Consider the following 21,926-nt stretch of genomic DNA (forward strand, 5'->3'; position numbering starts at 1 on the left):
GGCTGCGGGCGCGCGTAGTCTAATGAGCCGATGAAACACATCGTGATCGCCACCGTCGGCTCGCTCGGCGACCTGTTTCCGTTCCTGGCGGTGGGCCAGGTGTTGCGGCGACGCGGGCACCGCGTGACCGTGGCCACGCATGCGGTGCATCGCGACATGGTGCTGCAGGCCGGCTTGGCTTTCCACGACGCCAGCGGCATGCCCGAGCCGGACGATCGTGAAGCATTCACCGCGCGCGCATTCCATCCGTGGCACGGGCCGGCCTTCGTGGTGCGCGATTTCGCGGCGGCCGACGTTCGGGCCAGCTATCAGCGGCTGCTGCCGTTGTGCACGACGGCGGATCTGCTGGTCACCAGCACGCTCGCCTTTGCCGGCCAGATCCTGGGCGAGACGTTCGAGGCCGCCGGCCGGCTGCAGTGGAGCTCGGCACTGCTGGCGCCGGCAAGCTTCTTGTCGGTGCACGACATGCCGGCGACCGGGCTGGCTGCGGTCGACGTTCTGGTGCGCGCTTCACCGCTCGCCGCCCGCACGCTGCAATGGCTGGCCCGTCGCGTCACGCACGGCTGGACCGAACCGGTGCGTCAGTTCCGCCGTGAACTGGGGCTGGCGCCGGAGTCGCCGCGGGGCGATCCCTTCCATCGCGGGCAACATGCTCCCGGCGGCGTGCTCGCGCTCTACTCCGAGCTGCTCGGCGCGCCGCAGCCGGACTGGCCGCCGAACGTGCACGTGTGCGGCTTCGCCCGCTACGCCCAGCCCGAACACCCGGACTCGGCGCTGCAGGCGTTTCTCGATGCCGGCCCGCCACCGCTGGTGTTCTCGCTGGGCTCCACCGCAGTGCACGCGGGCGAAGCGTTCCTGCGCGAGAGCCTGCGCGCGGCGCTGTCGCTCGGCCAGCGCGCGGTGCTGTTCACCGGCTCGCCAGCGATGCGCGCGCGCCTGCCGCAGGCGTTACCCGGGACGATCCACTGCGTCGACTACGCGCCGCACGCGGCGCTGTTTCCCCGCGCGGCGGTGGTGGTGCATCACGGCGGCATCGGCACCAGCGCCGAAGCGTTGCGCGCCGGCGTGCCGATGCTGGTGGTACCGCACGGCTTCGACCAACCGGACAACGCCGCGCGGCTGAAGCGCCTCGGCGTAGCCGAAACCCTGCCCGTGTCGCGTTACCGCGCCGAGCCGGCGGCAGCGCGTCTGCGGCGACTGCTGCAGCCATCGTATGCGGCACGGGCCGCTGCCTGCGCCGAGCGCCTGCGCTGCGACGACGGCGCCGCGCGCGCGGCCGATGCGATCGAAGCGGCCTGGCTCACGCCGGCGCGCACGCGTTAGAGCTGCGAGGCGGTCTGCGCGGCGAGCCAGTCCATCAGCCGCTGTCGCCACGGTCGCTGCTGCCATTGCGCATAGCTCAGCGGTCGGGCGTGGCGCAGGTCGGCGTCGATCACGGCGGTCATGTGGGCGGCGAAGTCCGCGTCGTAGATGTTGATGTTGGCCTCGTCGTTGAGCTGGAACGAGCGGTTGTCGAAGTTGGCCGAGCCGGCCATCGTGAGGTAGTGGTCCACCACCATCAGCTTGTTGTGCAGCAGCGACGGCTGCCAGCGGTAGATCTGCGCGCCGGCGGCCAGCATCGGCCCCCACTGCGCCTGCGAGGCGTTCGCCACCACGTCGCTGTCCACGTACGGGCCGGGCACCAGCAGGCGGACGCGCACGCCGCGCTTCATCGCGCGGCGCAGCGCGTCGAGGGTGAGCTCGTCTGGCACGAAGTAGGCCGCCTCCAGGTCGATGCTCTCGCGCGCGCCGTTGATGGCCATCAGGTACATCAGCTGCATGTTGCGGCTGCCGCCTTCGGGCGAACTGGCGAACGCCTGCACCGGCAGGTCGCCGGCCGCGCGCACCGGCGGGTAGTAATCCTCGCCCAGCAGGGCTTCGCCGGTGGTGGTGAGCCAGTTGTCCTCGAAGATCGCTTGCATCTGCTGGGCGGCCGGCCCTTCGACGCGAAACTGCATGTCGCGCCAGTGGGTGGGGTTGTCGCCGTGGCCGTCCCACGCGTCGGCAATGCCGACCCCCCCGTTGAAGGCGATGCGCCCGTCCACGATCAGCAGCTTGCGGTGGGTGCGGTTGTTGATGCGGTCCAGGCTGTACCACTTGAGCGGGTGGAAGTACTCGAAGCGCACGCCGCCGGCGCGCAGTGCCTCCACCGCGGAGGATTTCATGCGGGTGGAGCCGGCCCAGTCGGCCAGCACGCGCACCTTCACCCCGGCGCGGGCGCGTTCGGTCAGCGCGGCGATGAACTCCTTGGAGATATCCCCCGACCAGTAGATGTAGGTTTCCAGGTTCACGCTGCGCTGGGCCTGGCGGATCGCCGCCAGCATCGCCGGGAAGATCTCCGCGCCGTTCTGGTAGTCGCTGACCGTATTGCCGCCGATGATCGGCGGGCCGAGCAGGGTGCCCACCTCGCGCCGGAACGCCTCGCTGTGCACCGCGCTGACCGGCGCCAGTCGGTACTGCAGCGTCTGCTCCTTCGGCCACAGATTGAGCGCGAGCAGGCCGGCCAGCGCCGCGCCCAGCGCGCCGGCGACTATCCAGATCACGCGTCGCTTCCAGCGGCGTGCGTCGGCCACGTGCCTTCTCCCCGTTCAGTTCGCTGTGGGACTGTCCGGCGCGCGGGTCAGGTGTCGCCGAACCGCGCCGGAGCGTCGCAGCGTGCAGGTGACGGGAGCGTGGGCGTGGGCTGGCCCGGCCGGCTCAGTCGGCCGGCACGCAGCGGCCCTGCGCCCAGGCACGCAGCGCATCGACCTGCTCGCGCATCAGCACCGACAGCGGGCGCGTCTGCGCCAGTGCGGCGAGCAGGTGCGTCTGGTCCGGCGGCGCGCCGGCGCCCACCGCGTCGTACAACGCACTGACGATGGCCTGCTCGATCTCGGCGCCGGAAAAGCCTTCGCTGGCCGCAGCCAGGGCGGGCAGGTCGAAGTCCGCCGGCGGCAATTTCCGGCGCTCCAGGTGCAGCTGGAAGATCTGCGCGCGCACCGGCGCGGTGGGCAGGTCGACGAAGAAGATCTCGTCGAAGCGACCCTTGCGTAGCAGCTCCGCGGGCAGCTCGTGCACCGCGTTGGCGGTGGCCACCACGAACACCTTGGCCTTGCGTTCGGCCATCCAGGTGAGCAGGTAACCGAGCACGCGGCGCGACACGCCGCCGTCCTCGCCACCGCCACTGGCCAGGCCCTTCTCGATCTCGTCGATCCACAGCACGCAGGGGCTGAGCAGCTCGGTGCTGGCCAGCGCCTCGCGCAGGTTCTTTTCCGTTTCGCCCTGGTACTTGTTGTACAGCGTGCCGAAGTCCAGCCGCACCAGCGGCACGCCGAAGCCACCGGCGATCGCCTTGGCCGCCAGGCTCTTGCCGCAACCCTGTACGCCCAGCAGCAGCACGCCCTTGGGCGGATCGAGCATCGGCATGGCCTCGGGCGAGAGGAACACCGCGCGCCGCCGCTGCACCCACTCGCGCACGCGCTGCACGCCGGCGATGTCGGCAAAGCTCGCCGTGGCGTACTCGAAATGCAGCAGACCGGAGCGGTTGAGCAGCTCGAACTTCGACTGCATCAGCTCCGGCAGATCGTGCTGGCCCAGCGCACCGTCGTTGTAGATCAGCTTGCGCACGATGCGCCGCGCGTCCGGCGCCGACAGCCCCACCAGGTTGCGCACGATGGTGCGCGCCGCCTCGCAGTCCACCTCCACCCGGCGGCCCTGTTCGCGCTGCCAGGCCACCGCCTCGCCGCGCATGATGCCGGCCAGTTCCTTGATGTCGGGCAGCGCCAGCGGCACACGCAGGGCCAGCGCTTCGAGCTCCTCGGGCAGCTCCACTTTCGCGCCCACCAGCACCACCGTGTGCGGGGCCGAGCGCTGCCGCTGCACGATCTCGCGCAGCATGCGCAGGCTCATCGCGTAGCGCACGAAGGGGTGGAAGTCGAACAGGATGAAGATGCCCGCCTCCGCCGCGCTGCGGATCATCTCCAGCGTGGCGGTGGCATCGGGGGCCACCGGCTCGTCGTGCTGTGCGAAGTCGAGCCGGCTCAGGCCATCGGTCAGCGTCCAGCGCCACAGCGGGCGCAGCGACTGCGCGATGACGTGGCGAAAGCAGTCGATCACGCGCTGTTCGTCCACGGTCTCGATCACCAGCAGCGGCGTGGCCGAGCGCACCAGCGTGGTGAGGTCCTGCAATTCGCTCATGGGGTCCCCTCGGATGAGGGCGTAACGGTATCAGAGCGCGACGCGCGGCCGAACGCGCCCACGGGCTGCACGCTGCGGCGCGGGCGCGCTATGTTGGGCGCCTATCCCCCTGCCGAGGAGCCTCACGATGCGTCTGCTCGCCGCCCTCCTGATGTGCCTGGCGCTGCCCGTGGTGGCCGCGCCGCAGCTGGACCAGCTCACCCTGCCCAAGGGTTTTCACATCGCCGTGTATTCCGACCAGGTGCCGAACGCCCGCGAGCTGGCGGTGGGCGCCAAGGGCACGGTATTCGTCGGTTCCAACGATGCCGGCAAGGTCTACGCGCTCACCGACGCCAACGGCGACGGCGTGGCCGAGCGGGTGCGGGTAATCGCCAGCGGCCTGCAACTGCCGGTCGGTGTGGCGTTCAAGGACGGTGACCTGTACGTGTCCGCAGTGAGCAAGATCCTGGTGCTGCGCGACATCGAGAACCACCTCGACGATCCGCCGGCGCCGCAGGTGGTCAACGGCTCGTTTCCCACCGAGACGCACCACGGCTGGAAGTTCATCGCGTTCGGCCCGGACGGCAAGCTCTACGTGCCGATCGGCGCGCCGTGCAACGTCTGCGACCGCGGCAAGGCCTACGCCAAGATCACCCGCATGAACGCCGACGGCAGCGCCCTGGAAGATGTCGCCTACGGCATCCGCAACTCGGTCGGTTTCGACTGGCAGCCGGGCACCGACCGCCTGTGGTTCACCTCCAACGGCCGCGACCTGATGGGCGACGACCTGCCCAGCGACACGCTGAACGAAGTCACCCGCAGCGGCCAACACTTCGGCTTTCCGTACTGCCACCAGGGCGACACGCTCGATCCGGAGTTCGGCAAGGGTAAGCGCTGCGCCGACTACACCCCGCCGGCGCTCAAGCTCGGCCCGCACGTGGCGTCGCTGGGCATGCGCTTCTACACCGGCAAGCAGTTTCCAGCCGCGTACCGGGGCGCGGCGATCATCGCCGAGCACGGCTCGTGGAACCGCACGAAGAAGTCCGGCTACCGGGTGATGACGGTTCGGCTGAAAGGCAGCGAGGTGGTGTCCTACGAGCCGCTGGTGACCGGCTTCATGCGCGACGAGAAGGCCTGGGGCCGGCCCGCCGACGTGCAGATGCTGCCTGACGGCAGCCTGCTGATCAGCGATGACCTGGCCGGGGCGGTCTATCGGGTCACCTACCGCGCGCCGTAATCGCGGCCTCACGCTGCGGCGGATCGCCGCCGTCGCGCACGCCGGGGCGGCTCTTCACGTCGGCAAGGCGCACCCTGTGGGTGAATGAATGGGCGCCGGTCTCCCCCCGGCCGGTTCCACCGTTCCCCCACGAGGATGCCGCCATGCTGCATTACGCTCTGGTTTTCCTGGTCATTGCCATCATTGCCGCCGTGTTCGGTTTTGGCGGCATCGCCGGCACCGCGGCGGGTATCGCGAAGGTCCTGTTCGTGGTCTTCCTGGTGCTCGCGGTCATCGCGTTCTTCCGTCGCGCCGCCAAGTAGCTTCCCCGCCGGCCGCGTACGGCCGGTTCGTGTCCCGCCCCATTGATCCTGTGGAGTATCGAGATGACCAAGTCTGTCGAGATCGCCAGCAATTCGCCCGTCGACCGCACCGCCGCCGATCGCATCGAAGAGGGCGCCGAGCGCGTCAAACAGGCCACCTCGCACGCCGTGGCCGGCACCAAGGAGGCGGTCGATCGCGCCGCCGACCGCGTCGAGGAAGGGCTCCACCACGCCACCGACAAGGCCGCCGGGGCTGCCACCCGGGCCACCGAGAAAGCGGCCGAATACAGCGAGCGTGGGCGCGAGGCCTACGACCAGGCGGTCGATCGCGCCGAAGACTGGATGGACCAGGCGCGCGACTACGTGCGCGAGAAGCCGCTGCAATCCGTCGCCATCGCGCTGGGTGCCGGCTGGCTGCTCGGTCGGCTGCTGCGCCGTTGAGGCCTATCCGGCTGAACGGGGGCACGTCGCATGGATGAGACGCCGCGCGCGCAGCCGGCAGAGGACGCGGCGGCTGCGGGCGCCGCGTCCTCGCGTCTGCTGGACGAACTGCGCCTGCTCGGCCGCGCGCTGAAGCATCTTTTCGGCGCCCAGTGGCGCCTGTTCCGCGCCGAGCTGTCGCTGGCGCGTGGCGCGGTGACGCTGCTGTTCGCCGCGGCGCTGGCGGCCACCGTGGTGGGCGTGGGCTTCGGCCTCACCGTGCTGGCGCTGATTGGCGTGGCGCTGGCCAAGTGGTTCGGCTCCTGGCTGTGGTCGCTGGCGGTGCTGGCGCTGTTGCAGGGAGTGCTGCTGGCGGTGGCGATCGGGCTGTTCCGCCGTGGCCTGCATTGGCTCAGTCTGCCGGCGACGCGCGGCGAGTTCGGTGCGATGATGCGCGATGTCGCCGATAGCGCTCGCCGCATCGACGACCCGGCCTCCGCCGAGGCGGCCGACCCGAACCGGAACGCTTCGCCATGAAGATCACCCGCCAGCTTGCCCAGGTCCGCCTCGCCCAGGCCGAGGTTCGCGCTGCGCGCGCCGGCGTGGGCGTGCCGGCCACAGCGCTGGTGGGCCGGGTGCGTCGCTATCCGCTGACCAGCGTGGGCGTGGCCGCCGGCGCAGGATTGGCAATGGCGCAGATGGACTTCCATCCGTTGCGCGTGCCGGGCGTGAGCGGGCTGCTCGGCGGCGGCATGCTTGAGCTGGTCGGCTACGGGGTGCGCCTGGCCTTGGACAGCGGGCTGTTCGCCGGGCTGACGGGCCAACCACCGCCGGAGACTGCGGACGCCCCATGAGCACGCTCGACCCGCTGCCTGCTCCGGCGGCGGACGCCGACGAGGCGCCCGCCCCCGCCGCGTCATCCCCTTCGATCGCGCCGCCTTCGTCAGTGCTGACGGTCGAGCCGACACCGCGCCGCCGTGGCCTGCGTACCGCGCGCGGCGTGCGTCGCCACATCAAGGCGATCCGCCTGGTGCTCAGCGCGCTGCTGCTGCTGGCGGTGCTGTACACCATCACCCTGATCAAAGTGATGCTGATTCCGCTGGTGCTGGCGGCATTCCTGGGCGTGGCGCTTAACCCGATCGTGGCGATGGGCACGCGCCTGCGCCTGCCGCGCTGGTTCAGCGCCAGCGTGCTGATGCTGGCGCTGATGGGCGGCATCGGTGCGGGCACTGCCGCGCTGGCGCAACCGGCGCTGGGCTGGTTCCACGACGCGCCCACGGCGCTGCGCAACTTTGTGCCCAAGCTCAAGGGCATCACCCAGCCGCTGGAGGCGGCCAGCCGCGCCACCCAGAGCCTGGTCGGCGGCCAGGCCGCGGTGCGGGTGCAGCCACCGCGTCAGGCGGCGGTGGCGATCACCGCGTGGGACGTGCTCGCCGCCGCGCCGAAGGTGCTGGCCGCGGTGCTCACGGTGGTGCTGCTGGTGTTCTTCTTCCTGATCTACGGTGACGATCTGCTGCGCCGGCTGGTGGAGATCGTGCCGAACTTCCGTCACAAGAAGCACGCCGTGGCGATCGTGCGCAGCATCCAGACCGAGGTGTCGCACTACATCCTCACCACCGCGCTGATCAACATAACGCTGGGCACCATCACCGCCGGCATGCTGTGGCTGCTGCACGTGCCCGATCCGCTGCTGTGGGGCAGCATTGCGATGATCGCCAACTTCATTCCCTACGTGGGCGCGATCACCACCACCACCATTTTGCTGCTGGTCGGCCTGATGAATTTCCGCGAGCTCGGCCAGGCGGTGCTGCCGGCGGTGCTGTTCGCCTGCATCACTGTGGTGGAAGGCAACATGATCACGCCGATGATTTTGGGGCGGCGCATGCGCGTGAGCCCGGTGGCGATCCTGATCTGGCTGCTGCTGTGGGGTTTCCTGTGGGGCATTCCCGGCGCGCTGCTGGCGGTGCCCATGCTCACCAGCGCCAAGCTGATCGCCGAGCGCGTGCGTGGCTGGGGCTGGTTCGCGCTGATGGTGCAGCGCTAGCCGGACATGGACCGGCGCACCGGGGTGGCATCGAGCAGGATGTACTGGCGCTCCACGCCGCTCACCCGCTTTCCGTTCGGCAACTCGACCAGCACGCTGCGCTCGCTCATCAGCTCGTCGCTGAGCACGAGGCCGTCGCGGAACGTCGTCACGCCGTACCAGCGCGTGCGCCCGGGCTGATAGGTCAGCGCCTGGGTCTTGCCATCGCGGGCGAGCGCGAGTGTTCCCGGCTGGCCGAGCCAGGCGCCGCGGCCGGCGCCTTCCCGTTGCAACGTGACGGTGCGGCTGAGCGGGTCGTAGGCGGTCACGGTCACGATCTGTCGCCCGCTCGGGCCCAGTTCCCAGGGGTCGGCGATATCCACCGTCCAGCGTTGACCGACACGCAGCGCGCCCGGCGGCGTGCCCCACAGGCGCGGGTTATAGGTCAGCCCGCTGGCATCGGTGTTCGGCGTGCAGGCGCCATTGAAACAGCTGGTGGCACCAGCGTCGTGGAACTCCACCATGCCGCTACCCGGCGGCCGGCCGTCGTAGCGGTAGTCGATACGCAGGCGCGGCCGCGCGGCGGACACCTCAGTGACGGCATACACCGCCGTGCCGCTGACGCGTCGCACGGCCTCGTCGAAGCCGGACACGCGCACGTCGGTGGTGCGCGAGAACATCGCGCCGAAGCGCGTGCCGCGCGCGAACGTGGGGGTCAGCGCGCTCGCCGCGTGGGCGGACGCCGCCGCCGGCAGCGTCAAGGCGAGCAGGGACAGGATGCTTTTCAGGTGCACGGTAAGCCTCCGGGGCGTGGGGAAATCAGCGTTCGATACCGTGCGCGCGCAGCACGTCGGCGATGTCGAAGCGCCACAGGTTGCGCGAGCCGTTGAGCGGGCTTTGCAGCCGACGCTGCAGCGAGGCCATGTCGTCGCCCGGCTTGGGGAAGCTCACCGGATCGCGCCGGTTGCTGGCGACGTACAGCTCGCCGAAGTGCGGGCCGAGCGAGGGCGCGTTCTCCAGCGCGCTGCTGTTGACTTCACCCGGCAGGCGCTCGGGCTTGCCCCAGCGACCGTCGCGCTGGCGGAACGCGATGTAGAGATCGGCCCGGCCCAGCGAATCGCCTTCGTCGCCGGCATAGATGAGGAAGCGGCCACGCGGATCGATCGCCGGATCCATCCGGTTGCGCGCAGGCTCGCCAAGCTCCTGGCGCTCGGGCGCCGAATAGCCGTCCTTGCGTGGATGCACCACGTAGATCTGATAGGCCGCGCCGGAATCCGCGCGATGCGCCGAGAGGTAGATGTCGCCGTTCGCCGCGACCGAGGGGTTGTAGATCATCGCGCCGTCGTTGAGCGCGCCGTCCACGTGCACCGGTTCGCCCCAGCGGCCATCGGCCTGGCGGGCCACGTACCAGAGGTTGGTACCGGCGAAGCTGTGGCCGCCCATCGATGCGGTCACCGGTGCGCCGCCCGCGTGCGGTGGGCGGTTGGAGACGAAGTACAGCCGCTGCCCGTCCGGCGACAAGGTCGGCTCGGAGTCGTGCCAGCGGCCGGAGAACGGCGCGACTTCCGGCGCGCTCCAGTGCCCGCCGCGTCGATGCGAAACCAGGAGGGTGTCGTCCGACTCGCTGAAGTCCGAGCGCATGAAATACAGCGTGTCGCCGTCCGGCGTCAGCGCGACCGAGGTCTCCTGCAGACCGGTGGAGATCGTGCCGGGGCCGACCAGTTCGCCGGTGTGCGATTCGGCGGCGTGGACGGCGGCGGTCAGCAGCAAGGAGGCGGCGAGGGCAGCAAGGCGCGAAGAGGTGAAGGACATGGTGGCTCGCGATCGACAGGCGGGATCGCCCGACACACAGCCTGCAGCGCGCCCGCCTTCATCGCATCGCTTGCGGGATGGGCGGTGGCTGCCGTGTGACGAACGGTCGTCGCCGGCGCGCGGGCGTCAGCCCAGCCCCAGCGCTGCGGCCGCCGCAGCGCGGAAGCGCCGGCTCAGCCCGAGCCGCGTACCGTCGCGCAGCACCACCTCGGCATTGCCCTGGAACAGCGGATGCACCTCGGCCACGCGCTCCACGTTCACCGCCACGCCGCGGTGGATGCGCAGGAAGCGCGCCGGGTCGAGCCGGCCCAGCAGGTGCTGCAATGGCTCGCGATGCAGGTAACGCGTGCCGCCTGCGTGGATGTGCACGTAGTTGCCGTCCGCGCCGATCCAGTCGATGTCGGCCGTGGCGATCACGCACAGGTGCTCGCCGCGCCGCACGCTGATGCGCTGCGCGTGCTCTGCGCCGCTGTCGGCCGCTGACGTCACGCCCGAGCGCAAACCCTGCCAGTGGTGTCGCACCCGCGCCAGCGCCTGGTCGAAGCGCGCCTGGTCGAACGGCTTGAGCAGGTAATCCAGTGCCTCGGCATCGAACGCCTGCAGCGCGTGCTCGGCGAACGCGGTGGTGAACACCACCATCGGTGCGTGCCGGTCCGCCAGGTGTTCCAGCAAGCCGAAGCCGTCCAGGCCGGGCATCTGGATGTCCAGGAACAGCAGGTCCGGCCGCAGCGCCTGCACCGCCTGCATCGCTTCGGCCGCGTTGCCGCATTCGCCGACGATCTCCACGTCGTCGTGCACAGCCAGCGCCTGGCGCACGGCAAGCCGGGCGAGGATCTCGTCGTCCACCAGCAGCGCGCGCAGACGTGCGGCGCTCATGCGGCCCCCGTCACGAACGGCAGGCGCACTTCGGCGCAGGTACCGCCGCCCGGTCGGGGCCGCAGCTCGAGCCGGGTGGCGTCGCCGAACAGCATGCGCAGACGCGCCCGCGTGTTGCCCAGGCCGATGCCCTCGCGGGCACCATCGGGCGGCAGGCCGAGGCCGTCGTCGTCCACCGACAGATGCAGCTCGTCGCCCACGCGCTGCGCGGCGATGCGTAGGCGGCCGTAGTCGGCCTTGGCCAGCAGGCCGTGGCGCAGCGCGTTCTCCACCAGCGGCTGCAGGATCAGGTGCGGCACCGCCGCGTCGTGGGTGTCCGCGTGCACCTCCCAACGCACGCCCAGGCGGTCCTGAAAGCGCACCTGCTGGATTGCCAGGTAACACTCCAGGAACTGTAGCTCGCGCGTCAGCGGCACCTGTTGTGCGTGACGCTCTTCCAGCGTCAGGCGCAGGAAGTCGGCCAGCCGCGCGATCATCAGCCGTGCCTGCGCCGGATCGGACAGCGCCAGCGCCGAGATCGCGTTGAGCGTGTTGAACAGGAAGTGCGGCTGCAGCTGCATGCGCAGCGCCTGCAGCTGCGACTGCACCAGCTGGGTTTCCAGCGCCGCGCTGCGCAGGCGCTCGTCGCGCAGGCGGCGGCGCGATTCCATGCCGCGCAGCACCGCCAGGATCACCCAGTAGCACACCAGCCCCTGCTGGAACTTGTAGGCGAACTGCATCGTGACGAAACCGCCGAGCGTCTGCGTCGGCATGTGGCCGGGCCCGAACGCGAGCCAGAACGCCGCCAGCTGCAGCAGCGTCTGCCCCAGCGTGATGGCGAGGCTGGCCGGCACGTGCACGGCCAGCAGGCGCTTCCAGCCACCCGCCGCCGTGGCGCGACCGAGCCGGCCGATCAGCGGCGTGAGCAGCATCCACAGGTAGAAGTCCGTGGCGTTCCAGCCGAACGCGCGCGGCCACGCCGGAGGACGCCCTTCGCTGAGCGAGGACAGCCCGCCGGCCAGCCCGTAGGACAGCGTCAGCAGCGTCCAGAACGCGAACGCCGTCGCCCAGCTGCGGGCCGTGCTGGGCCGCGCGTGCTCGCTGCGCGGGACGGAGGTGTCGGTGGCGGCATTCATGGCGGCAGTGTGCCGCCGTCCGCGGCGGGAGGAATGTGCCGGACGCTCAATGTGCGTGCTTGCGCCGCGCATGGGCGTCGAGCCAGGGCGCCAGCGACACCTGCCAAATGTGGTCGTCGCCGTTGTTCCACGCCGCATCCGCGCGCGGGTCCGGCGGCGCCAGGCGGCGGTCGCTGTAGAAGGTCAGCGTGCGATGGTCCGGTCCTAGCTGCGCCCCCATGCTGTGCTTGCCGCCGTTGACCGCATCGCCGAGATCCTGCGGCAGGCTCCAGCCTGCTTCGGAGTGAAAGCTGATTGCCAGCCGGTACGGCTGCCGGCTGCCGACCGGTTTCATGCTGACCACCAGAAAGCTCCGGTCCGGCGCGATGGCGGGGTCGCGGATGACGAAGCGGTCGCCGCCGATCGCCACGCGGATCGGCGCGAGGTAATGACCGTCGCGGACCCAGGCATACAGCAGGCGCAGCGTGCCGTCGGTCGGATCGCAGCCGATGTAGTAGACGCTGCCGTCGCTGGCGACGCTCGGCGCGAACGTGGTCGAGCAGGCATTCACCGTGTCCGGCAGGCGCACCAGCGTGCCCAGCGGTCGCCGTGGCGATCCACCCGCCACAGGTTCATGCCGGCGCCGGTATGACGCTGCTTGCCGAGCACGGCATCGATCGGCCCCTGACCCGGCCTCTCCGGCCGATTGGAGACGAACAGCAGGTAGGAACCGTCCGGCGCCATCGCCGGATCCAGATCGCGCCAGCGGCCGGAGAACGCCGCCGGCACCGGCGTGGACCATCGCCCATGCACGCGATGCGACTCCATCAAGCTGAAGCTGTCGGTGCCGCGCATGAACACCACGGTGTCGCCGTCCGACGTGAACGCCGCGGCGCCGTCGTCGGCATCGCCGGCGATCGCGCCGGGAGCGAACACGGTGGGTGCACGGCCGGTCACGGCGGGCGCGTCCGCGGTTGCCAGCACTCGGCCCGACAGGGCGGCACTCAGCAACAGGGCGTACAGGGCGGCGTGGTGCATCGGACACTCCTCGGCCGGCGCGGCAGGGTGGAAGTGCGGCCACCCTGGCAGCGTGTCGCCGCGCTGTCGCCAACGCCGTGACGACCGGCGCAGGGCAGGGGACGAGCGGCGTCCGCCCCGATGCCGGTGGGAAAGCCGCGGCACCCGGCCGCTCGTCACGCGCCGGTACACGTCGGTCACGCCGCGGGTCGTGCTCGTCCGCTTCGCGTGGCACGTCCGTGCAAGCGGCTGCAGCCTGCCGTGGCGGCGATCGGCCGCGGAACGGGAGCAGGACATGCGGAACAGGCAACGGGTGATCTGGAGTGCGGCGTGCTTCGTGGCGCTGTCGGCGATCGGCCACGGCGCGCTGGCGGCCTCGCCGGGCGTGGACGAGACGGCGCACGACGCGGCGGCCGTGATCGCCACCGACGAGCACTGGCTACAGGCGGAAGTGGGCGGCGACACCGCCTATCTCGCCCAGCTGTTGCTGCCGGACTACCGCTCGGTGAGCGCGGACCGCTCGGTGCATCCGCGTGCGGCGATCCTGGCGAGCGCGGCGAAGAACCGCGATTCGGACACCATGCGACACGAGGTCGAGGTCTGGCGCAAGGCGCATCCCTCGCACCCGTCCGTGGTGATCCAGGGCGACACCGCGGTGCTCTCGTTCGACGCCGGCGATGCCGCCAATGCGGGGCCGGAGGTGGTGCGTTCCTCGGACATCTTCGTCTACGTCGATGGCCATTGGCGTGCGCTGTACTCCCAGCACAGCGCCATCACCACGAAGTGATGGACCGGGCGACGCGCGCCGCCCGGTCTTTTCCTGCTCAGCGTGCGGCCACCGCGCTGCACTGGGCGTCGCCGCAGGCCTGCCAGCCGCCGCCGAGCGCCTTGTACAGCGCGATCGCCTGCAGGTTCACGCCGGCTTCGGCGGCCGCCAGCTGGTCTTCGGCGGCGAGCTGGGTGCGCTCGGCGTCCAGCAGCTCCAGGTAGTCGGCGGCGCCAGCGTCGTAGCGGGCCTTGGCCAGCGCGGCCGCTCGGCGGCTCTGGTCGGCCTGGGTGACCAGGTGCTGCACGCGCTCGCGTTGCTGGTTGAAGCCGACCAGCGCGTTGTCCACGTCTTCCAGGGCGCGCAGCACGGTGCGCTGGTAGTTGGCGCGGGCGGCATCGGCGCGGGCTTCGCTGGCCTTCACGCCGGAGCGCACGCGCTGCACGTTGAGGCCCGACCAGCTGATGCTGGGGGCGATCGACCAGGCGCGCGTCGCCGGGCTGCCGAAGTCGTTGCTGCGCCCGGCCAGGAAGCCAACGAAGCCGCCCAGCGACACGTGCGGGAACCAGTCCGCCTTGGCCACGCCGATGCGCGCGTTGGCCGCGGCCAGCTCACGCTCGGCGACGCGGATGTCCGGCCGCCGCGCCAGCACGTCGTCGGCGTGGCCGATCGGCAGCGACACGTCGATCGGCGTGAAGCTGCGCGCCGACAGGTCCACGCCGAGTTCGCCCGGGCGCTCGCCCAGCAGCACGGCGAGGTGGAACTGGTTGGCCTGCGCCTGCGTTTCCAGCAGCGGCAGCTGCGCCTGCACGCCGGCGAGGCGGGCGCGGGCGCTGGCGACGTCCTGGTCCGAGCCGGTACCGACCTCGGCGCGCGCTGCGATCACCTTCAGCGAGGCCTGCTGGTTGGCGATGTCGCGGCGCGCCACGTCCTGGCGCAGCTGGGTGCCACGCAGGTCGAAGTAGTAGCGCGCCACCTCGGCGAACAGGCTCACCTGCACGTCCTGCAGCGCGGCCTCACCGGCTTCGCTGTCGGCACGCGCGGCTTCCACCGAGCGCCGCACGCCGCCGAACAGGTCCAGCTCCCAGCTGGCGTCGAAGCCGGCCTGGTAGCTGGTGACCGTGCTGCGCTGATCGCTGAAGCCGGGCGTCTGTTCGCGGCTGCGGCTATAGGCGGCCACGGTGTCGATGTCCGGCCACTGCTGCGACCGGGCGGTGCCCAGCAACGCGCGCGACTCGTTGAGGCGAGCCACGGCGATCTTCAGGTCCGGGCTGTTCTTCGCCGCGCGGGCAATCAGCGCATCCAGCGTGGGGTCGTTGAACTGCTTCCACCACGCCGCCTGAAAGGCCGCGTCGGACTGCTGCGCCGTATCGACGCCCTGCAGCGTCACCGGTTTCTCGGTGGGGCGGTGGTAATCCGGCCCCACGCTGATGCAGCCGGCCAGCAGCAGGGCGCTGGCGAGTGCGCTCCATCGGATCAGGTGATTCATCTCAATGCTCCTCGAAAGCCGGCGCCGGCAGCTGCGCGGCACGGGCGGCCTGGCGGGCGGCGCGACGCGCGGCGCTGCGCTCGCTCCAGCCGCGGATCAACACGTAGAACAGCGGGGTGAAGGCCAGCCCGAAGAAGGTGACGCCGAGCATGCCGGAGAACACCGCCACGCCCATCGCGTGACGCATCTCCGCGCCGGCGCCGTGCGACAGCACCAGCGGCACCACGCCCATGATGAACGCGAACGAGGTCATCAGGATCGGGCGCAGTCGCAGCCGCGCCGCTTCCAGCACCGCCTGCACGCGGTCCATGCCTTCCAGGATCTGCGCTTCGCGAGCGAACTCGACGATCAGGATCGCGTTCTTGCACGCCAGGCCCACCAGCACGATCAGGCCGATCTGGGTGAAGATGTTGTTGTCGCCACCGCTGAGCCACACGCCGGCGATCGCGGACAACAGCACCATCGGCACGATCAGGATCACCGCCAGCGGCAGCGTCACGCTCTCGTACAGCGAGGCCAGCACCAGGAACACCAGCAGCACGCACAGCGGGAACACCAGCACCGCGGTGTTGCCGGCGAGGATCTGCTGATAGGTCAGCTCGGTCCACTCGAACGTCATGCCGTTGGGCAGCGTAGCGTGCGCCAGCTTCTCGATCGCCGCCTGCGCCTGGCCCGAGCTGTAGCCCGGCGCAGGGCCGCCGTTGATCTCGGCGGTGGGATAGCCGTTGTAGTGCATCACCCGCTCGGGGCCGACGGTCTGGCTGACCGTGACGAACGAGCCCAGCGGCACCATCTGGCCGGCGGCGTTGCGGGTCTTCAACTGGGTGATGTCCTGCGGTTCGCGACGGAAGCCCGGCTCGGCCGACAGGTTCACCTGGTAGGTGCGCCCGAAGCGGTTGAAGTCGTTCACGTACAGCGAGCCCAGATACGCCTGCATGGTCTGGTAGACGTCGGCCAGATCCACGCCTTCGGCCTTGGCCTTCTCGCGATCCACCTCGGCGTCGATCTGCGGCACGCTCACCTGGTAGCTGGAGAACAGCCCGGCCAGTGCCGGCTCCTTCTGGCTCGCCGCGATCAGGTTCTGCGTCTGCTTGTACAGCTCCTGGTAGCCCTGGTCGCTGCGGTCTTCCACCTGCAGGCGGAAGCCGCCGATCGTGCCCAGCCCCTGCACCGGCGGCGGTGGGAAGATCGCGATGTAGGCGTCCTGGATCGCGGCGAACTTCTGGTTCAGCGCGCCGGCGATCGCCCCGGCCGACAGCGACGGATCACGCCGTTCCTCGAACGGCTTGAGCGTCACGAACACGATGCCGGAGTTGGTCGAGTTGGTGAAACCGTTGATCGACAGGCCCGGGAACGCCACCGCGTTCTCCACGCCGGGCTGCTTCAGCGCGATGTCGCTCATGCGGCGGATCACGTCTTCGGAGCGATCCAGCGAGGCGGCGTCCGGCAACTGCGCGAACGACACCAGGTACTGCTTGTCCTGCGGCGGCACGAAGCCGGTCGGCACCTTGGCGAAGCCGAACAGGCCCAGCAGCACCAGGCCGCCGTAGACCAGCAGCGCGATCGAGCCCTTGCCCAGCACGCGCTTCACGCCGCCCACGTAGCCGTCCGCGCTGCGTACGAAGAAGCGGTTGAACGGGCGGAACAGCCAGCCGAAGCCGCGGTCGATGGCCAGGCTGAGCTTGTCCTTCGGCGCGTTGCGGTCCTTGAGCAGCAGCGCCGAGAGCGCCGGGCTCAGGGTCAGCGAGTTGAACGCCGAGATCACCGTGGAGATCGCGATGGTGAGCGCGAACTGGCGATAGAACTCGCCGGTGAGGCCGCTGATGAACGCCGCCGGCACGAACACCGCGCACAGCACCAGCGCCGTTGCCACGATCGGCCCGGTCACTTCCTTCATCGCCTGGCGAGTGGCATCGCGCGGCGTCATGCCGTGCTCGATGTGCCGCTCGACGTTCTCCACCACCACGATCGCGTCGTCCACCACGATGCCGATCGCCAGCACCAGCCCGAACAGGCTCAACGCGTTGAGCGAGAAGCCGGCGATGTGCATCACCGCGAACGTGCCCACCAGCGATACCGGCACCGCCACCAGCGGGATGATCGAGGCGCGCCAGGTCTGCAGGAACAGGATCACCACCAGCACCACCAGCGCGATCGCCTCGAACAGCGTGTGCACCACCGCCTCGATCGAGCCGCGCACGAACACGGTCGGGTCGTAGACGATGCGGTAGTCGACGCCCTGCGGGAAGTCCTGCTTGAGCTCCTTCATCAGCGTGCGGACTTCGTTGGAGATCTGGATCGCGTTGGAGCCGGGGCGGGCGAAGATCGGCAGCGCCACCGCCGGCTTGTTGTCCAGCAGGCTGCGCAGCGCGTAGTTGTTGGAACCGAGCTCGACCCGCGCCACGTCGCGCAGATGGGTCACCGCACCGTTCTTGTCAGTGCGCACCACGATGTTGAGGAAGTCGTCCTCGGTGATCAGCCGGCCACGCGTGTTGATGTTGAGCTGGAACGCGGCGTTGCCGCGGCCGGGCGGCGCATTCAGCGCACCGGCGGCCACCTCGACGTTCTGCTCGCGGATCGCGCGGGCGACGTCGCCGGTGGTCAGGCCGCGCTGCGCCATGCGGTCCGGATTCATCCACACGCGCATGCTGTACTCGCCGGCGCCGAACACCTGCACGTCGCCGACGCCGTCGAGGCGGGCGAGCTGATCCTTGATGTGCAGCCGCGCGTAGTTGGACAGGTACAGCATGTCGTAGCGCTGATCGGGCGAGATCAGGTGCACCACCATGGTGAGGTCGGGCGAGCTCTTCTGGGTGGTCACGCCGAGTCGCTGCACCTCTTCGGGCAGGCGCGGCAGCGCCTGCGCCACGCGGTTCTGCACCTGCACCTGAGCGTCATCCAGGTTGGTACCCAGCGCGAAGGTCACGGTCAGCGTCATGGCGCCGTCGCTGGTGGCCTGCGAGGCGGTGTAGAGCATGCCCTCGACGCCGTTGATCTGGGTCTCCAGCGGCGTGGCCACGGTCTCGGCGATCACCTTGGGGTTGGCGCCCGGATAGCTGGCGCGCACCACCACGGTCGGCGGCACCACTTCCGGGTACTCGCCGATCGGCAGCTGGAACAGCGAGATCGCGCCGGCGATCAGGATCAGCACCGACAACACGCCGGCGAGGATCGGTCGATCCACGAAATATTGCGCAAGTTTCATGAGCGTTTAGTCCTGGGCGCTGGTCAGCGCCTGGCCCTGGCGGGGGTTGCCACCGCCGTGGGCGAGTTGGGTATCCGGATCAAGGCTGCGGGTTTCCATCGCCACGCGCGTGGGGTTCACCTGCATGCCCGGCCGCACGTGCTGCAGGCCGTTCACCACCACCACGTCGCTGGCGTCGAGGCCGTCCTCGATCACCCGCAGGCCGTCCAGCAGCGGGCCGGTGGTGACCTTGCGGTAGGCGACCTTCTGGTCCTTGTCGAGCACGTAGACGAACTTGTTGCCCAGATCAGTGCCGACCGCGCGGTCGTCGATCAGCGCGCGCGGGGTGGTGCTGTCGGTTCGCAACTGCAGGCGCACGTACAGGCCCGGCGTGTAGCGGCCGTCGGCGTTGTCGAACACCGCGCGCAGGCGGATCGTGCCGCTGCCGGTGCTGAGCTGGTTGTCGACGAAGTCGATGCTGCCACGGTGCGGAAAGCCCGATTCGTCGGCCAGCGCCATCGTCACCTTCGGCACGGTGTGGTGCTCGCGGCGCAGGCGATCGAGGTCGAGGTAGCTGTGCTCGTCCACATCGAAATAGGCGTACACGGGATTCACGCTGACCACGCTGGTCAGCACGTCGGTCGGCGTGACCAGGTTGCCAGCGGTGATCAGCGCATTGCCGACGCGGCCGTCGATCGGCGCGCGCACCTCGGTGAAGCCGCGGTTGAGCTGCGCCGATTCCAGTGCGGCGGCGGTGGCGGCGATCTGCGAGCGGGCGCTGGCGGCGGCGGTGTCGAGGCGGTCGGCCTCTTCGCGCGAGATCGCGTGCTGGGCCACCAGCCGCGCGCCTCGCTCGGCGTTGGCCTGGGCCAGCTTCGCCTCGGCGCGGGCCTGCGCCAGGTTCGCCTGCAGCCGGTCGACCTCGGCCTGGTAGGGACGCGGATCGATGCGGAACAGCAGCTGGCCCTTGTGCACCAGCGCGCCTTCCTTGAACTGCACCGAGTCGACGTAGCCGCTGACCCGCGGATGCACCTGCACCGTATCGACCGCCTGCAGGTGGCCGGTGAACTGGGCCGCGTCGCTGACCGGACGCACCAGCGTCTGCGCCACGGTGACGGTGGGCGGCGGCGGCGCGGCCTGCGCCTGGCTGCCGCCGTGATGGTCGAGAACAACCCAGCTGCCGGCGGCGAGCGCCACGGCGAGGGCAATGAAAATCCAGCGTTTCTGCATGACAAGGCTCCCTGGAGCAACGTGCGCCGAACCGGGGGGCGTTCGGCGAGGCCCGGGAGAATAGGTATACTGGCCGGTATAGAAAACCGCCTTTTTGTGCAATGCCATCGTGACTGGCAGTCACCAATCGCCTGAGGGACGCCGCTATGGAAGACCTTTCCGCCATTTCCGTCTTCGTTCGCGTGGTGGAGGCGAACAGCTTCGCCGCCGCCGCCGTGCAGCTGGGCATGACACCTTCGGGGGTCAGCCGGGCGGTGTCCCGACTGGAATCTCGCCTCGGCGCGCGCCTGCTGTTCCGCTCTACCCGCTCGCTGCGGCTGACCGAGGACGGCGCCGCCTTCCACGCCCGCTGCAAGGAGATCCTGGCCGATCTCAACGAGGCCACCGAGGCGCTGGGCGAAGCCAGCCGCGAACCGGTCGGCAAACTGCGCGTGGGGTTGTCGCTGGGGGTGGGGCGCGCCGCGCTGATTCCGCGCCTGGCCGAGTTCGAGAAGCGCTACCCAGGCATCCGCCTGGAGCTGCTGATGAGCGACCAGCCCGGTGACCTCAACGGTGAAGGCATCGACTGCGCCATCCGCGTCGGCCAGCTGGAGGATTCCAGCCACATCGCGCACAAGATCGGTTACCTGCGCAACGTGGTGCTCGCCTCGCCGGAATACCTCGAACGCCACGGCGCCCCCACCAGCATCGATGACCTCAAGCAGCATCGCTGCATCAACTACGTCTACCCCAACGGCAAGCCGCGGCAGTGGCAGTTCGACGTGCCCGGCGGGCAGATCGAGGTGGATGTGGACGCGCACCTGCTGATCAACGACGGCGAATCGGTGATCCAGGCGGTGAGCGAGGGGCTGGGCATCACCCAGGCGCCGCACCTGCTGGCCTCGTGCCTGTTGAGCAAGGGCATGCTGCAGCTGGTGATGACGGATGTGCGCTCCACCGGCAAGCCGGTGTGGATCGTCTACCCGCAGAAGCGCCACCTGTCGGCGCGCGTGCGCGCCTTCATCGGTTGGGTGCGCGAACTGTTCGATGCGCTGAACGAGCCGGACGTGCTGAAGCGTCCGTCGATTCCGGTCATCGCGCCGATCGAGCCGTCACGCCACGCGCTCGACACGCCGGTGGCGGTCGCTCAGCCGCCGGCCGGCATCAGCGCCAGCAAGGCGATGCCCAGCGCGATGCGATAGATCGAGAAGGCGGTGAAGCGGTGGCTGCGGATGTAGCCGAGCAGCCACTTCACCGCCGCGAAGGCGACCACCGCCGACACCAGGAAGCCCACCGCCAGCGCGGTCCAGTCCTCATGGGCCGCGCCGCCATGGTGCAGCACCTTGAGCAGCTCGTAGCCGGTGGCCGCGTACATGGTGGGAATGCCGACCAGGAAGGCGAACTCGGTCGCCGCGGCGCGATCGCCGGTGCCGGCGAGCAGGGCGGTGAAGATGGTCGCCGACGAGCGCGAGGTGCCGGGGAAGATGCCCGCCACCATCTGCGCAATGCCCACCAGGATCGCCACCGGCCAGGTGACCGTGCTGCTCGGCGGACGCAGCGCGGCGAGCTGCTCGGCGCCGAGCATCCACACGCCGCCGATCACCAGCGCCCACGCCACCGGGGTCACCGTCTCGGGCAGCTTGAAACCCATCTTCACCGCGATCAGCCCGAGCACCGCGGTGATCAGGAACGCCACCACCAGCTTGGCCAGGTAGTCGCGGTTGGCAGGATCACGCCATTGGGTGAGCAGCTGCCAGATGCGCTTCCAGTAGATCAGCGTGACGGCGAGGATCGCGCCGGCCTGGATGCCCACGTTGAACAGATCCGAGCGCGCGCCCAGGCCGAGCTTCTCCGCGATCAGCAGATGACCGGTGCTGGAGATGGGGAGGAATTCGGTGATGCCTTCGATGATGCCAAGCAGGATGACGCGGAGCAGATCGATCACGTGATGCAAACCCTGGGTGAGCGCGACCGTGCGGCCGCCGGAAGGGGCGACAGCATACGGGCTGGCGTGGACAAAGCGATGGCCGCCGGCGGGCCGCGCAAGGGCTTGCGAGGGCGCCCGCGCGTGGCGCGCGTTTCGCGACGAACGATGGTGCATCGCAAAACGCTTGTGACGAATGGTGATAAGCAAGCGCGCGTCACCATATTGCAACGCAACAATCACTGAGGCAGGATCGAACTGCAGGAAGCGCTCGATCCGCGCTTTGTAGGCAGCGTCCATGTCGCGCCTCGAGCCATGGCGGATCGCTTAATCGGGGGATCACCGGCCGGCTGGGCGCGCGACATCCGCGCCGCCGTGA

At 69.9% G+C, this 21,926-nt stretch carries 21 protein-coding genes; 9 read left to right on the plus strand and 12 right to left on the minus strand.

What is annotated here, in order from left to right; translation table 11 throughout:
• Positions 1 to 30: 30 nt before the first annotated feature.
• A complete protein-coding gene (locus ACQVBX_RS15100) occupies positions 31 to 1,323 on the plus strand; it encodes a glycosyltransferase (RefSeq protein WP_431635109.1) in 1,293 nt (430 codons plus the stop codon).
• On the opposite strand, the gene ACQVBX_RS15105 is transcribed toward ACQVBX_RS15100, so the two are convergent.
• Positions 1,320 to 2,582, minus strand: a complete 1,263-nt coding sequence (locus ACQVBX_RS15105; RefSeq protein WP_431638204.1) for a phospholipase D-like domain-containing protein — start codon at positions 2,580 to 2,582, stop codon at positions 1,320 to 1,322. The two genes, ACQVBX_RS15100 and ACQVBX_RS15105, sit on opposite strands and share 4 nt — an antisense overlap.
• 154 nt (positions 2,583 to 2,736) lie before the next feature.
• Positions 2,737 to 4,215, minus strand: a complete 1,479-nt coding sequence (locus tag ACQVBX_RS15110; protein WP_431635110.1) for an AAA family ATPase — start codon at positions 4,213 to 4,215, stop codon at positions 2,737 to 2,739.
• A 127-nt stretch (positions 4,216 to 4,342) separates the two neighbouring features.
• On the opposite strand from ACQVBX_RS15110, the gene ACQVBX_RS15115 reads away from it, so the two are divergent.
• From ACQVBX_RS15115 to ACQVBX_RS15140, 6 genes are all read left to right on the plus strand, one after another.
• Complete coding sequence (locus ACQVBX_RS15115) at positions 4,343 to 5,431, plus strand: PQQ-dependent sugar dehydrogenase (protein WP_431635111.1); 1,089 nt, start codon at positions 4,343 to 4,345, stop codon at positions 5,429 to 5,431.
• 143 nt (positions 5,432 to 5,574) lie between these two features.
• The gene (locus tag ACQVBX_RS15120) at positions 5,575 to 5,733 is read left to right on the plus strand and encodes a DUF1328 domain-containing protein (RefSeq protein ID WP_431635112.1); all 159 of its coding nucleotides are present in this window, start codon (positions 5,575 to 5,577) and stop codon (positions 5,731 to 5,733) included.
• Positions 5,734 to 5,796: 63 nt separating this feature from the next.
• The gene (locus tag ACQVBX_RS15125) at positions 5,797 to 6,174 is read left to right on the plus strand and encodes a DUF883 family protein (RefSeq protein ID WP_431635113.1); all 378 of its coding nucleotides are present in this window, start codon (positions 5,797 to 5,799) and stop codon (positions 6,172 to 6,174) included.
• Positions 6,175 to 6,204: 30 nt separating this feature from the next.
• The gene (locus tag ACQVBX_RS15130; protein ID WP_431635114.1) at positions 6,205 to 6,690 is read left to right on the plus strand and encodes an ABC transporter ATP-binding protein; all 486 of its coding nucleotides are present in this window, start codon (positions 6,205 to 6,207) and stop codon (positions 6,688 to 6,690) included.
• Positions 6,687 to 7,007 (plus strand): hypothetical protein, encoded by a 321-nt coding sequence (locus tag ACQVBX_RS15135; RefSeq protein ID WP_431635115.1) that lies wholly within the window; start codon positions 6,687 to 6,689, stop codon positions 7,005 to 7,007. Before ACQVBX_RS15130 ends, ACQVBX_RS15135 begins: the two co-directional genes overlap by 4 nt.
• Entirely contained in the window at positions 7,004 to 8,197 is a 1,194-nt protein-coding gene (locus ACQVBX_RS15140; protein ID WP_431635116.1) for an AI-2E family transporter, read from the plus strand. Before ACQVBX_RS15135 ends, ACQVBX_RS15140 begins: the two co-directional genes overlap by 4 nt.
• Here ACQVBX_RS15140 and ACQVBX_RS15145 read toward each other — a convergent pair.
• The 6 genes from ACQVBX_RS15145 to ACQVBX_RS15170 all read right to left on the minus strand — a co-directional run bounded on the left by ACQVBX_RS15145 (position 8,194) and on the right by ACQVBX_RS15170 (position 12,996).
• The gene (locus tag ACQVBX_RS15145; RefSeq protein ID WP_431635117.1) at positions 8,194 to 8,970 is read right to left on the minus strand and encodes a hypothetical protein; all 777 of its coding nucleotides are present in this window, start codon (positions 8,968 to 8,970) and stop codon (positions 8,194 to 8,196) included. The two genes, ACQVBX_RS15140 and ACQVBX_RS15145, sit on opposite strands and share 4 nt — an antisense overlap.
• Positions 8,971 to 8,995: 25 nt before the next feature.
• Positions 8,996 to 9,988: a hypothetical protein gene (locus tag ACQVBX_RS15150; RefSeq protein ID WP_431635118.1), complete on the minus strand. Its 993-nt coding sequence runs from the start codon at positions 9,986 to 9,988 to the stop codon at positions 8,996 to 8,998.
• Between the two features lie 126 nt (positions 9,989 to 10,114).
• On the minus strand, positions 10,115 to 10,864 hold the full coding sequence (locus tag ACQVBX_RS15155) for a LytR/AlgR family response regulator transcription factor (protein WP_431635119.1): 750 nt from the start codon (positions 10,862 to 10,864) through the stop codon (positions 10,115 to 10,117).
• A complete protein-coding gene (locus ACQVBX_RS15160; RefSeq protein WP_431635120.1) occupies positions 10,861 to 11,979 on the minus strand; it encodes a sensor histidine kinase in 1,119 nt (372 codons plus the stop codon). The genes ACQVBX_RS15155 and ACQVBX_RS15160 overlap by 4 nt, the downstream gene beginning before the upstream one ends.
• A gap of 46 nt (positions 11,980 to 12,025) precedes the next feature.
• Positions 12,026 to 12,547 (minus strand): hypothetical protein, encoded by a 522-nt coding sequence (locus ACQVBX_RS15165; RefSeq protein ID WP_431635121.1) that lies wholly within the window; start codon positions 12,545 to 12,547, stop codon positions 12,026 to 12,028.
• Positions 12,526 to 12,996: a hypothetical protein gene (locus ACQVBX_RS15170; RefSeq protein ID WP_431635123.1), complete on the minus strand. Its 471-nt coding sequence runs from the start codon at positions 12,994 to 12,996 to the stop codon at positions 12,526 to 12,528. Before ACQVBX_RS15170 ends, ACQVBX_RS15165 begins: the two co-directional genes overlap by 22 nt.
• 274 nt (positions 12,997 to 13,270) lie before the next feature.
• Here ACQVBX_RS15170 and ACQVBX_RS15175 point away from each other — a divergent pair, with 274 nt between their 5' ends.
• Positions 13,271 to 13,762: a nuclear transport factor 2 family protein gene (locus ACQVBX_RS15175; protein ID WP_431635124.1), complete on the plus strand. Its 492-nt coding sequence runs from the start codon at positions 13,271 to 13,273 to the stop codon at positions 13,760 to 13,762.
• Positions 13,763 to 13,799: 37 nt separating this feature from the next.
• On the opposite strand, the gene ACQVBX_RS15180 is transcribed toward ACQVBX_RS15175, so the two are convergent.
• From ACQVBX_RS15180 to ACQVBX_RS15190, 3 genes are read right to left on the minus strand one after another with little or no spacing between them, the layout of a single operon-like run.
• Positions 13,800 to 15,230: an efflux transporter outer membrane subunit gene (locus ACQVBX_RS15180; RefSeq protein ID WP_431635125.1), complete on the minus strand. Its 1,431-nt coding sequence runs from the start codon at positions 15,228 to 15,230 to the stop codon at positions 13,800 to 13,802.
• A gap of 1 nt (position 15,231) precedes the next feature.
• On the minus strand, positions 15,232 to 18,435 hold the full coding sequence (locus ACQVBX_RS15185) for an efflux RND transporter permease subunit (protein WP_431635127.1): 3,204 nt from the start codon (positions 18,433 to 18,435) through the stop codon (positions 15,232 to 15,234).
• 6 nt (positions 18,436 to 18,441) lie between these two features.
• Positions 18,442 to 19,644, minus strand: a complete 1,203-nt coding sequence (locus tag ACQVBX_RS15190) for an efflux RND transporter periplasmic adaptor subunit (RefSeq protein ID WP_431635128.1) — start codon at positions 19,642 to 19,644, stop codon at positions 18,442 to 18,444.
• 146 nt (positions 19,645 to 19,790) lie between these two features.
• Between ACQVBX_RS15190 and ACQVBX_RS15195 the strand changes: the two genes are divergently transcribed.
• On the plus strand, positions 19,791 to 20,825 hold the full coding sequence (locus ACQVBX_RS15195) for a LysR family transcriptional regulator (RefSeq protein WP_431635129.1): 1,035 nt from the start codon (positions 19,791 to 19,793) through the stop codon (positions 20,823 to 20,825).
• Here ACQVBX_RS15195 and ACQVBX_RS15200 read toward each other — a convergent pair.
• Positions 20,771 to 21,568, minus strand: coding sequence for an undecaprenyl-diphosphate phosphatase (locus ACQVBX_RS15200; RefSeq protein WP_431635130.1), 798 nt, complete (start codon positions 21,566 to 21,568; stop codon positions 20,771 to 20,773). The genes ACQVBX_RS15195 and ACQVBX_RS15200 overlap by 55 nt on opposite strands.
• Positions 21,569 to 21,926 lie beyond the last annotated feature (358 nt).

The sequence above is a fragment of the Dyella thailandensis genome (genome assembly GCF_050749815.1).
GTDB lineage: Bacteria > Pseudomonadota > Gammaproteobacteria > Xanthomonadales > Rhodanobacteraceae > Dyella_A.

What these genes read in the sequence shown, in the direction of transcription:
- ACQVBX_RS15130 (WP_431635114.1), top strand. Translation starts at nt 6,205, where the DNA reads ATGGATGAGACGCCGCGCGCGCAGCCGGCAGAGGACGCGGCGGCTGCG.
- ACQVBX_RS15100 (WP_431635109.1), top strand. Translation starts at nt 31, where the DNA reads ATGAAACACATCGTGATCGCCACCGTCGGCTCGCTCGGCGACCTGTTT.
- ACQVBX_RS15170 (WP_431635123.1), bottom strand. Translation starts at nt 12,996, where the DNA reads ATGCACCACGCCGCCCTGTACGCCCTGTTGCTGAGTGCCGCCCTGTCG.
- ACQVBX_RS15110 (WP_431635110.1), bottom strand. Translation starts at nt 4,215, where the DNA reads ATGAGCGAATTGCAGGACCTCACCACGCTGGTGCGCTCGGCCACGCCG.
- ACQVBX_RS15180 (WP_431635125.1), bottom strand. Translation starts at nt 15,230, where the DNA reads ATGAATCACCTGATCCGATGGAGCGCACTCGCCAGCGCCCTGCTGCTG.
- ACQVBX_RS15195 (WP_431635129.1), top strand. Translation starts at nt 19,791, where the DNA reads ATGGAAGACCTTTCCGCCATTTCCGTCTTCGTTCGCGTGGTGGAGGCG.
- ACQVBX_RS15175 (WP_431635124.1), top strand. Translation starts at nt 13,271, where the DNA reads ATGCGGAACAGGCAACGGGTGATCTGGAGTGCGGCGTGCTTCGTGGCG.
- ACQVBX_RS15155 (WP_431635119.1), bottom strand. Translation starts at nt 10,864, where the DNA reads ATGAGCGCCGCACGTCTGCGCGCGCTGCTGGTGGACGACGAGATCCTC.
- ACQVBX_RS15185 (WP_431635127.1), bottom strand. Translation starts at nt 18,435, where the DNA reads ATGAAACTTGCGCAATATTTCGTGGATCGACCGATCCTCGCCGGCGTG.
- ACQVBX_RS15140 (WP_431635116.1), top strand. Translation starts at nt 7,004, where the DNA reads ATGAGCACGCTCGACCCGCTGCCTGCTCCGGCGGCGGACGCCGACGAG.
- ACQVBX_RS15120 (WP_431635112.1), top strand. Translation starts at nt 5,575, where the DNA reads ATGCTGCATTACGCTCTGGTTTTCCTGGTCATTGCCATCATTGCCGCC.
- ACQVBX_RS15135 (WP_431635115.1), top strand. Translation starts at nt 6,687, where the DNA reads ATGAAGATCACCCGCCAGCTTGCCCAGGTCCGCCTCGCCCAGGCCGAG.
- ACQVBX_RS15190 (WP_431635128.1), bottom strand. Translation starts at nt 19,644, where the DNA reads ATGCAGAAACGCTGGATTTTCATTGCCCTCGCCGTGGCGCTCGCCGCC.
- ACQVBX_RS15115 (WP_431635111.1), top strand. Translation starts at nt 4,343, where the DNA reads ATGCGTCTGCTCGCCGCCCTCCTGATGTGCCTGGCGCTGCCCGTGGTG.
- ACQVBX_RS15150 (WP_431635118.1), bottom strand. Translation starts at nt 9,988, where the DNA reads ATGTCCTTCACCTCTTCGCGCCTTGCTGCCCTCGCCGCCTCCTTGCTG.
- ACQVBX_RS15160 (WP_431635120.1), bottom strand. Translation starts at nt 11,979, where the DNA reads ATGAATGCCGCCACCGACACCTCCGTCCCGCGCAGCGAGCACGCGCGG.
- ACQVBX_RS15125 (WP_431635113.1), top strand. Translation starts at nt 5,797, where the DNA reads ATGACCAAGTCTGTCGAGATCGCCAGCAATTCGCCCGTCGACCGCACC.